9 protein-coding genes and 1 tRNA gene are annotated in these 8,817 nt (G+C 63.9%); 1 reads left to right on the top strand and 9 read right to left on the bottom strand.

Annotation, left to right across the window (positions count from 1 at the left end; translation table 11 throughout):
- Positions 1–68: 68 nt before the first annotated feature.
- The 5 genes from GC146_RS01980 to GC146_RS01960 all read right to left on the bottom strand — a co-directional run bounded on the left by GC146_RS01980 (position 69) and on the right by GC146_RS01960 (position 5,596).
- Complete coding sequence (locus tag GC146_RS01980) at positions 69–803, bottom strand: SapC family protein (RefSeq protein ID WP_291833622.1); 735 nt, start codon at positions 801–803, stop codon at positions 69–71.
- A 351-nt stretch (positions 804–1,154) separates the two neighbouring features.
- Positions 1,155–2,246 carry a hypothetical protein gene (locus tag GC146_RS01975; protein ID WP_291833620.1) on the bottom strand — a complete coding sequence of 364 codons (1,092 nt, stop codon included), beginning with the start codon at positions 2,244–2,246 and terminating at the stop codon, positions 1,155–1,157.
- Between the two features lie 80 nt (positions 2,247–2,326).
- Positions 2,327–3,625: an extracellular solute-binding protein gene (locus GC146_RS01970; protein WP_291833617.1), complete on the bottom strand. Its 1,299-nt coding sequence runs from the start codon at positions 3,623–3,625 to the stop codon at positions 2,327–2,329.
- Positions 3,626–3,665: 40 nt separating this feature from the next.
- Entirely contained in the window at positions 3,666–4,502 is an 837-nt protein-coding gene (locus GC146_RS01965; protein ID WP_291833614.1) for a carbohydrate ABC transporter permease, read from the bottom strand.
- The gene (locus GC146_RS01960; RefSeq protein WP_291833611.1) at positions 4,502–5,596 is read right to left on the bottom strand and encodes a sugar ABC transporter permease; all 1,095 of its coding nucleotides are present in this window, start codon (positions 5,594–5,596) and stop codon (positions 4,502–4,504) included. The genes GC146_RS01965 and GC146_RS01960 overlap by 1 nt, the downstream gene beginning before the upstream one ends.
- Before the next feature lie 109 nt (positions 5,597–5,705).
- On the opposite strand from GC146_RS01960, the gene GC146_RS01955 reads away from it, so the two are divergent.
- Positions 5,706–6,743 (top strand): LacI family DNA-binding transcriptional regulator, encoded by a 1,038-nt coding sequence (locus GC146_RS01955; protein WP_291833609.1) that lies wholly within the window; start codon positions 5,706–5,708, stop codon positions 6,741–6,743.
- 74 nt (positions 6,744–6,817) lie between these two features.
- On the opposite strand, the gene GC146_RS01950 is transcribed toward GC146_RS01955, so the two are convergent.
- The 4 genes from GC146_RS01950 to GC146_RS01935 all read right to left on the bottom strand — a co-directional run bounded on the left by GC146_RS01950 (position 6,818) and on the right by GC146_RS01935 (position 8,759).
- On the bottom strand, positions 6,818–7,345 hold the full coding sequence (locus tag GC146_RS01950; RefSeq protein ID WP_291833607.1) for a hypothetical protein: 528 nt from the start codon (positions 7,343–7,345) through the stop codon (positions 6,818–6,820).
- Between the two features lie 219 nt (positions 7,346–7,564).
- Positions 7,565–7,650: transfer RNA gene (locus GC146_RS01945), tRNA-Leu, on the bottom strand.
- A 43-nt stretch (positions 7,651–7,693) separates the two neighbouring features.
- Positions 7,694–8,239 (bottom strand): tetratricopeptide repeat protein, encoded by a 546-nt coding sequence (locus GC146_RS01940; RefSeq protein ID WP_291833603.1) that lies wholly within the window; start codon positions 8,237–8,239, stop codon positions 7,694–7,696.
- A 40-nt stretch (positions 8,240–8,279) separates the two neighbouring features.
- On the bottom strand, positions 8,280–8,759 hold the full coding sequence (locus GC146_RS01935; protein WP_291833600.1) for an Lrp/AsnC family transcriptional regulator: 480 nt from the start codon (positions 8,757–8,759) through the stop codon (positions 8,280–8,282).
- Between the last annotated feature and the right edge of the window lie 58 nt (positions 8,760–8,817).

Below are 8,817 nucleotides of genomic sequence, written 5' to 3'. Positions count from 1 at the left end.
CGCGGGCTCGCTTGTGTCTCTTGGTCAGGCGGCGATCTCCGGGCGCCCACGCGCCCGGATGCCAACTGTCATTCGGCCGCCATCTGCTGGCGGGCGGTCAGTTTGTCGTTCAGCCGGTCAAGCGTGCGCAGGCTGAGCAGATGGGCGTAGATCGCCGGCAGGTAGCCGTCTTTACGCAGCCTGAGGAAATCTTCCTCGGGCAATTCGGCAAGTGCCGCTTCGTCGACCGTCATCAGGCCGTGCACGACCGTGGTCTCGCCCGACGGCCGCTTGACGTCGAGCGTCACGCTGCGCAGCAGGCCGAGTTCGTTGAGGCGCGAGCAGAAGCCTTGCGTGCGCGTTGCCGCATCGCGAAAGCGGCCGGTCAATTCGATGGCATCCTGCACCACGCGGGTCGGCGCACCCTCTTCATCGAACAGTGGATCGCCCTCGTCCTCGGTCAGGCCGTCATAGGTGGAATCGACGCAAAGGACCGGATCAGTGCCGGTCGTTTCGCCGATGATGAACGGATAGCGCCGCAGGTAAGCGGGGACATAACCCGCGTCCCAGCCGCCCTCGGCATCGACAATCAGGTTCTGCCCCGGCGCAAGGCCAGCGACGAAGACCGGGCTGGGCGCGGGCCCGCCGGGCAAGAAGGCGATAGGCAGCTCGGGCGCCGCGGCGGTGAACTCTTCCACCATCGCGGGGACCAGATGCGACTCGCTGGCAAAACCGAATCGCGCCGACCGATTCGTCAGCTTCAGACGGCGGTGGGCATCACGATTTAGGGCAACGACACTACTGTAGAACAAGGGGTTTGGCATGCTTTCCCCGGGTACGATCTCATTCACTATACCTTCGAGCGTGCATAATTTCCCTGTTTTTTCAACAAATTTTGCGAAAACTGGCGCAGAATCTGCTGATCAGCCGATACGAAAGAGTGGCCCCGTGACCGCCTGACACGCGTCCTGGTCTCGCCGGCGATGACGTTTGGTCAAGCACAGTTGGGGCCGCGTCGTACATCAAGAATTTCACATACGCGCCGACCACGATCTCGCAGGCGAAAGCGGCCTCGCATCACATCTTCCGCAGTAATCCGGATTCCACGCCCCTTCCGGTCAGATCCGGATTTGAAGGCGATGATCCAGAGAATCGGGGAACAATGGCAGGCGATGTCAGCCGGCGATCCCGGCGTCAGCGCTGGTCAGCCGTCTGATCAGGGCAGTTTCGGCGGGATCGTAAGGCGTGCCGTCGGCATGAAGAAGGTCGTGGAACCAGACCGATCTGTCGGCCGCTCCACCGTGCTGAGCGACAAGCTTGGCGGGCCAGGGCAGGGTCGTCTGGGTGCGCCCCGCCACCAACCCCCACTGAAACGCCCCGACACCCCGCGCCTTGAACAAGGTCAGTTGGTCGGCAATGCGGCTGCCCACGGGGCGTGCCATCCATTCGGTGCAGAACATCGGGCGCTCCAGCGCGGCCAGATGGTCGATGAAGCCCGCGACATGGGCGCTGTCCCAGTAGGCGTGGAACGTGACAATGTCCGACAGCGCCAGCGCCTCGCGATCAACCTCGGTCTGGTAGGGTGCGGCGGCGACGCCCGGCGCGGGCGTTGTCCATGCTGCCACCGTCAGCGGCTGGATCGGCCGTGCCTCCCGCGCCCAGTCGAAGGCCGCGCGCATCAGGGCAAGGCTGTGTGGAGTGAAATCCGGTTCATGCTCGCGGGCGCCGTCGCGGTGAAAGATCATCCGATTGCCCGGCTCGTTGTAGATGTCCCAGAACAGGATACGCGGATCAGCGGCAAAGCGGCCGACGATATCGCGCACATAGCCTTCGAAAACCGGCCAGAGATCAGGGTCTGACAGCGCGGCGCGCCCGGGGCTGGCCACTGCGCGGCTGTTGTGCACGCCCGGAATTGGTTCTGGCTGTGGGCCAAAGGCGGGTTCGTCCCCGCCAAACCCGCAATCGTCGAAAAGGCAGGGCACGGTCTGCAGCCCTGCGCGTGCGGCCGCGTCCAGCAACCAGTTGAACCGCTCGGCCAGCCCGTCGCGGTCATGTTGCCAGACCAGCGTGTGCAGGTTGACGCGCAGCGCGTTGAAGCCGATTTCGGCCGCCCAGCCAAGCTCGCGCAGGATGGTCGCGCGGTCAAATGTCTCGGCCTGCCACATTTCGAGGAAGTTCACCGCCGTCGATGGCAGGTAGTTAAAGCCGCAGACCCAGGGCCGCTCCGCCGCCCAGGCCCGCGCCCGGGCTGGTGTCCATCGGGTCATCGCGGGCACTCCGGTCTGTCAGGTCGAAAGAAAGGGTCCGGCCCCCGCAACAACAGCGGGGACCGGGGTGGCATGAAAGCTTAGCGGTCGAGGATGTCCTGCACCTCGCCCTGCGCGTCGGCGAGGGCCTGGTCCACCGGCTTGCCAGTCAGCCAGATCGCCTGGAATTCGCGGTTCAGCACGTCCTGGATCGCGTTGTAGCTGGGCGAGGCAGGCGTATCGTGCGCGATCGCCGTTGTGCCGGCATACTCGGTCCGGTGCGGCAGGGCGGCATAGGCATCGCTTTCCAGCACCGACTTGCGCACCGCCATGTGCCCGGTGCGGGCCCAGTCGATGTCATGGTCGTAGATGAACTTCAGCACCTTCAGCGCGGCCTGGTATTTCTCGGGGTCGTTTGCCTTCAGCGAGGCCGGAATTGCCCAGGTGTGGTTGTCGGCCCATGTCGCCGGCGACTGGAAGAGCTGCGGGAAGGTCGCCACGTAGTAGTTCTTGAGCGCGACATCCGGCTTGGTGGCCTGGTCGGTGAAATCGCCCACCACCCAGTCGCCATTCACCAGGATCGCCGCATCGCCGTTCAGGAAGGCCTGCTGACTATCGGCATAGTTCAGCTTCGGATTGGCAAGCCCGGTATCGAAAAGCTGGGTGATCGCGTGGATCGCATTGCGCGCCTCGGGCGTGTCGATGGTCGCGGTGCCGTCAGCAGTAAAGATGTTCGAGTTCTGCTGCCACAGCAGCGCCTCGACCAGCCGCACCCCGATCGGGAACTGCGCGAAGTCGGCCGCCAGATAATCCTTGCCGGTGCGCTCTTTCACCTGCTGGGCCTGCGCCAGCAGTTCTTCAGGGCTGCTCGGCAGGATCGGCTTGCCGTCCTTCACGAGGCCGGCCTCTTTCATGATGTCCATGTTGACGTGGAAAAGGTTGGCGTGGAAATCCATCGGCATGGCGATCATCCGGCCGTTATAGCTGGCCGCCTTGATCGCTTTATCGGTGAAATCGTTCACGTCGATGCCGACGCCGGCCAGATCGTCGGTCAGGTCGGCCAGCGCGCCCAGCTTGCCATATTCGGCCAGCGCCGAGCGGTGGATGACGAAGACATCGGGCGGGTCGCCGGCGGCGAACATCGCCTTGATGTGGTCATAGTAGTTGCCCCAGTCGGTTGGCAGCGTCTTGACCGTCACGCCGGGAATCTGGGCGCTGGCGGCATTGATGATGGACTGGATGATGCAGGCCTCGCCCACCGTTGTGGTGGTATCGGTGCCGGCGTCCTCGCAGGCGCCAAAGAAGCGGGCCAGAGTCACGGTCTCGTCTGCCCGCGCTCCCGTCGCCGCGCCCGTCGCGATGGTCGCGGCAAGCGCCGCGCCGATGAACAGGTGTTTCATGGGTCTCCTCCCGGTTTCATGTGGGGCCTTTGGCCCCGGTTCATCCCTTGCTTCCGCCCACGGTCATGGCTTGCACGACGTAGCGCTGGAAGATCAGGAACAGGATCACGACCGGAAGCGAGGCGATGACGCCCGAGGCCATGACACGGCCCAGCCCTTCCGATTGCGCGAAATTGGATTGCAGGCTGGCCAGACCCAGCGTGATGGTGAAGAACTCGGGGTGGCTGGCCGAAACCAGCGGCCAGAGATAATCGTTCCAGGCGTAAAGGAAGGTGAGGATCGCCAGCGTCATCATCGCCGGCCGCGCCAACGGCAGCATGACGTACCAGAAGATCTGCAGCCAGCCCACGCCGTCGAGGCGCGCCGCCTCCTCGATGTCGCCCGGAATCGCCTTGAAGAACTGCATCATCAGAAAGACGCCGATCGGCACGGCCATGCGCGGCAGGATCAGCGCGTGATAGCTGTTGTGCCAGCCGAAATCGGCGAACATCGTATAAAGTGGAATGAAGACCGCCTGTTCAGGCACCATCAGCCCGACAAGGCAGATCACGGTGATGGCCGTCTTGAAGGGAAAGTGCAGCCGGGCCAGCGCGTAACCTGCCGTCGTCGAGACGGCGAGCACGCCCAGTGTCATGCCGAAAGCCACGATCACCGAATTGAGGAACCACAGCGGCGTCTTGCCGTAAGCGAAAAGGGCCGTGTAGTTGTCGAGGGTGAACGGCAGCGGCACGAGGCCCAGCGCAGTTGACGACGTGGTTCGCGCCAGCACGTCATTGGGCTGCAACGACAGCGACAGCATCCACAGCGTCGGCACCAGCCATAGAAAGGCAGGGATCGACAGCGCAACGACCAGCCAGACGTAAGACCTGTTGCCCATTACGCCTCCTCCCGTCCCAGCACGAATTGCAGGACCGAAAAGGCCCCCATGATCACGAACAGGAACACCGCCATCACGGCGGCCCGGCCAAGATCGCTGTCGCGGAAGGCGGTCTGGTAGATGTAGCGCACCAGCACCTGCGTGGTGTCGTTGGGCCCGCCCCCCGTCATCAAGTGAGCCTGCCCGAAGACCTGGAAATGCAGGATGATCTGCAAAACGATCACCAGCGTGATGGTGCGCTTGAGGTTGGGCAGGGTGATATAGCGGAATGCCTTGAACCCGGTCGCATTATCCAGCGCCGCGGCCTCGTAAATGTCGCGGCTGATGTCCTGCAGACCTGCAAGAAACAGGATCATCGCGATGCCCAGTGACCACCAGACGGTGGTGACCACGATCGCCGCCATCGCGAAGCGTTCGTCGGTCAGCCAGACGATGGGCGAGCCGCCGAAAAGCTTCGTGATGTTGGCGATCAGGCCCTGCTGCGGCGAGAACATGATCTGCCAGATCAGCGTGACCACCGTCACCGACAGGACCTGACTGAGAAAGAACAGCGTGCGGAGTACGGCCATCGCTTTGGTCTCGCGGTTCAGGGCCGCAGCCAGCACCAGTGCGGATATCGTCACGCCCGGCACCGTCAGACCCACGAAGACCAACGTATGGCCAACCGTTGGCCAGAACCGCCGGTCGTACCAGCGCCCCCCTTCGCCGGGATGGAAACCAGGGAGGACAAACAGCAGCACCGCCGCCACGCCAAGGGCGATAGCGGTGACACGGCTGATCCGGTCCATCCGGCGAAGGAGAACAGCAAGGGCCAGGCCTGCAAGGCCCAGCGCCTGCAGCGTCGGGCTGACCCAGACGCCCCAGGTGATGTTGCGGCCCCACAAGACGTGAATGTAATTCTTCAGGCCGACAAACTGCGTGGCGTCTGGATTGAGCGCCACGGCCATCAGGTTCCAGTCGTGCAGGCTGATCCAGAAGCCACGGAAAAACGGGTAAATGAGAAAGGCCGCGTAAACTGCCAGAAACGGCGCAAGCAGGATCACCGCGGCCTGCGCCTCGCTCAGGTGACGGCGTCTGCTCCGGACCTCCGGCATCGCTCCCCCCCGCTGAAATGGCTCCCCCAAAGACCGACGATTCGGCCTTGTGCTAATATTATTAGCAATATTTATTAGCAGAAACAACCTCGAATCCCAGCCGGTGCAAATGGCCGACGACGACTCCCCTCGCCCCACGCGTGTCACGATGACTGATGTGGCGCTGCGCGCAGGCGTGTCACAGGCAACCGTCTCGTTCGTTCTCAACGGGATGGAGGGGATGCGGATCAGCTCCGACACCCGCCGCCGGGTGACAGAAGCGGCACAGGCGCTGGGCTATCGGCCGCGCGGTGCCGGGCGCCCGCCCAAATCGGCCGGCCATACCGTGATCGGGCTGATGCTAGATGAGGTTGCCACCAGCCCCTTCGCCGCGATCTCGATCGAGGGATTACAGGAACAGGCGTGGAAATCGGACGTGCTGGTCGAGGTGGTGATGACCGGCGGCGACCGTGACTACGAACGCGCAGTCTTGCGCAAATGGGCCGCCGACCGGGTGGCTGGCGTCGTCTATGGCTCGATCCTGACGCGGCAGGTCACCCCGCCCGAGGCGCTTTCGATGCAGCGCGCGGTGCTGCTGAACTGCTACGAGGCCAAGGGACGGCTGCCCGGCATCGTCCCGGCCGAGCGGCGCGGCGGCGAGGTGGCCACGCGCGCCCTGATCGACGCGGGCCATCGCAAGATCGCCTTCGTCTCGGGCGAGCCATGGATGGAAGCCTCTGACCAGCGGATGGAAGGCTACGAGCGTGCGTTGCGGGCGGCGGGCCTGCCCGTCGACCCGTCGTTGATCGTCGAGGGCAATTTCCTCGCCAATGGCGGACGCGACGCCACCCTGCGTCTGATGGCCGGCCCCACCCGGCCCGACGCGATATTCTGCGCCAACGACCTGATGGCCGTTGGCTGCTACGAGGCGCTTAAGGAATTGGGGGAAAAGCCGGGCGAGACGATTGCCGTGATGGGCTATGACGACCAGGAAATCGCGCGCCACCTCGCACCGCCGCTGTCCACCGTGCTGCTACCGCACCGCGAGATGGGCCAGTGGTGCGCGGACGTGCTGCTGTCGAAAGCGCCGTTGCCCGATACTCAGGTCAGGCTGGAATGCCCGCTGGTCTTGCGTGGATCGCACCTGGCTGACGGGGCCGGCGGTTAGGGCAGAGCGACGCTGGCGACAGAGGCCCGGCGCAGGCAACTATTGCAGGTGACCCGGTCAAGAAATTGCGCGCATTACTGACATCGACTGGCCCAGCCGAGCCGGATCATCTCGGCTCCGCTCACATATGTAACCTCCGGCCTCAGGCCAGGACCGCTGAGAAACCAGGCCCGCAAGCTCGCTGGGTAGAACCCTGCCATTTCAAGCCGCGCCGTGTCGGTCATCAGCCAAAGCACGTCCGGGCCCTTCCCGGCATCCCACGCAGCCAAGGTAGCGGCAGCCGGGCCCTGCACGGCCGGCGAGTGAAACCCCCACCTTGCGTCGGGGGTTGTGCAGACATGCCGCGCGCCGAGGTAGACCGTGCAGGCGCTCGTGCATTCGCCGGTAACGCGGATCTCTTCTCCCTTGGCATCAAGCGCGGCAGCCCGAGCCTCGTAATCCGTCAGGACGCCACCACGGTCGCTGGTGATTGTCTTGGCACTGGCAAAATAGCCCGCGGCAAGCCACAGCGTCACACCCCAGAAGACCAGGCCGCCAAAGAATATCAGCAGCCAGATCGCCCGTGCCAGCCATGCCTCCAAGCGGTTATTGCCGGCTCGCATTCGCCCGCCCCTGCACTTTTTCCAGCCACAACCCGGCTTTGTCATACGCCGATTGGCGCGGGTTTAGCAAACACCCGACAACGGACCCTTAATTTCGCGTGCGGCAATACGGCCAATTGGATTGATCGGCCTCCGGCAATGCGCAACTGGCCGCGGGGTTGTGCGCCTCACCCGCCATCCGGACATGTGGCGTCGCTTCATCTGCTTTACCGGATCGGCTGGTGCCCGCGGCCGGACTCGAACCGGCACGGCCCAAGGGCCAAGAGATTTTAAGTCTCCGATGTCTACCATTCCACCACGCGGGCACGTCTCTGTCCTAGAACGCGCGGAGCGGGGCGTAAAGCGGCGCTAGAGGGCAGTGCCCGGATCGGGGCGAAGCAAAGCGCGTTCCTTCAGGTACGGATCGATGGTAACCGCCTTGCGCAGCACCTCCTGCGCCTCGTCGTCGCGGCCCAGTGCCATCAGCGTCAGTGCCTTTCCGGAAAGGGCGCCAAAATGGTCAGGCATCATTTCCAGCACCTTGTTCTCGTCCCATAGGGCGGCGGTGTATTCCTGACGCAAGAAGCTGATGAAGGCGCGCTGATTATAGCCTTCGGCATAGGTTGGGCAGTACGCGATAAGGGTGTCGAGCAGGTCGCGCGCACCAAGGAAATCGTAGTCTTCTCGCCGGCGCATCGCATCATCGAGCAGTTTCTGCGCCTTGGCATCCGGCGCCTCGGTCCAGAGCCGCCATATGCTGTCAGCCGTCTGCGTCGCTGTTTGCTCGTCAGGGGCTGTGCGCAGGTCCTGCATCAGCGCCGAAAGCTGCGCACCATGGTCCGGCCCCGGCGGACAGGTTTCCTCGGCCAGGGCAGGGGCGGCTACAAGACAAAGGGCGACGATCGCAAAGCGCATGGAACGATGGTGGCGCGACGCGGCCCGCGGTCAAGCCCCCTCAGCCTTCGCCGGGAAGCAGGCCATCTTCCCTGACCGCCTGCATCGCGACGTAAGTTGACGTGCTCGACAGGTGCGGCAGTGTCGAGATCTTGTCTGCCAGCACGGCCCGGTAACTGACCATGCTGTCGGTACGCACCTTCAGCAGATAGTCGAAGGGCCCGGCAATCAGGTGGCACTGTTCGATCTCGGGCACCTTCAGAACGGCGGCATTGAAGGCCGCCAGTGCCGCCTCACGCGTGTCGCTGAGTTTCACCTCGACGAAGGCGACGTGATCGCGGCCAAGACGGATCGGGTCGAAAAGCGCCCGGTAGCCGCGGATGACACCAGTTTCCTCAAGCCGTTTCAGCCGTGCCTGCGTGGGGGATTTCGACAGGCCGATTCGGCGGGCCAGCTCGGTCACGCTGATCCGGCCGTCGATGGCCAGCATGTCGAGGATCTTGCGATCGAACCGGTCGAGATCGGAAAGACTTTCGGCCAATTCTTCCCCCATAATTCGGGCGGATTCTTCTGCATGTGAACGATTAGCAGGCAAATCG

Origin of the sequence: Limimaricola sp., from assembly GCF_016125575.1 — a bacterium.
In the GTDB taxonomy this organism is placed as follows: Bacteria; Pseudomonadota; Alphaproteobacteria; order Rhodobacterales; family Rhodobacteraceae; genus WGLM01.
Note: the sequence above shows the minus strand (reverse complement) of the source record. Positions and strands in the feature narration are given on the sequence as shown.

Excerpts from the sequence above, each read along its gene's own strand:
- GC146_RS01980 (WP_291833622.1), bottom strand. The coding sequence starts at position 803 with ATGCCAAACCCCTTGTTCTACAGTAGTGTCGTTGCCCTAAATCGTGAT.
- GC146_RS01975 (WP_291833620.1), bottom strand. The coding sequence starts at position 2,246 with ATGACCCGATGGACACCAGCCCGGGCGCGGGCCTGGGCGGCGGAGCGG.
- GC146_RS01970 (WP_291833617.1), bottom strand. The coding sequence starts at position 3,625 with ATGAAACACCTGTTCATCGGCGCGGCGCTTGCCGCGACCATCGCGACG.
- GC146_RS01965 (WP_291833614.1), bottom strand. The coding sequence starts at position 4,502 with ATGGGCAACAGGTCTTACGTCTGGCTGGTCGTTGCGCTGTCGATCCCT.
- GC146_RS01960 (WP_291833611.1), bottom strand. The coding sequence starts at position 5,596 with ATGCCGGAGGTCCGGAGCAGACGCCGTCACCTGAGCGAGGCGCAGGCC.
- GC146_RS01955 (WP_291833609.1), top strand. The coding sequence starts at position 5,706 with ATGGCCGACGACGACTCCCCTCGCCCCACGCGTGTCACGATGACTGAT.
- GC146_RS01950 (WP_291833607.1), bottom strand. The coding sequence starts at position 7,345 with ATGCGAGCCGGCAATAACCGCTTGGAGGCATGGCTGGCACGGGCGATC.
- GC146_RS01940 (WP_291833603.1), bottom strand. The coding sequence starts at position 8,239 with ATGCGCTTTGCGATCGTCGCCCTTTGTCTTGTAGCCGCCCCTGCCCTG.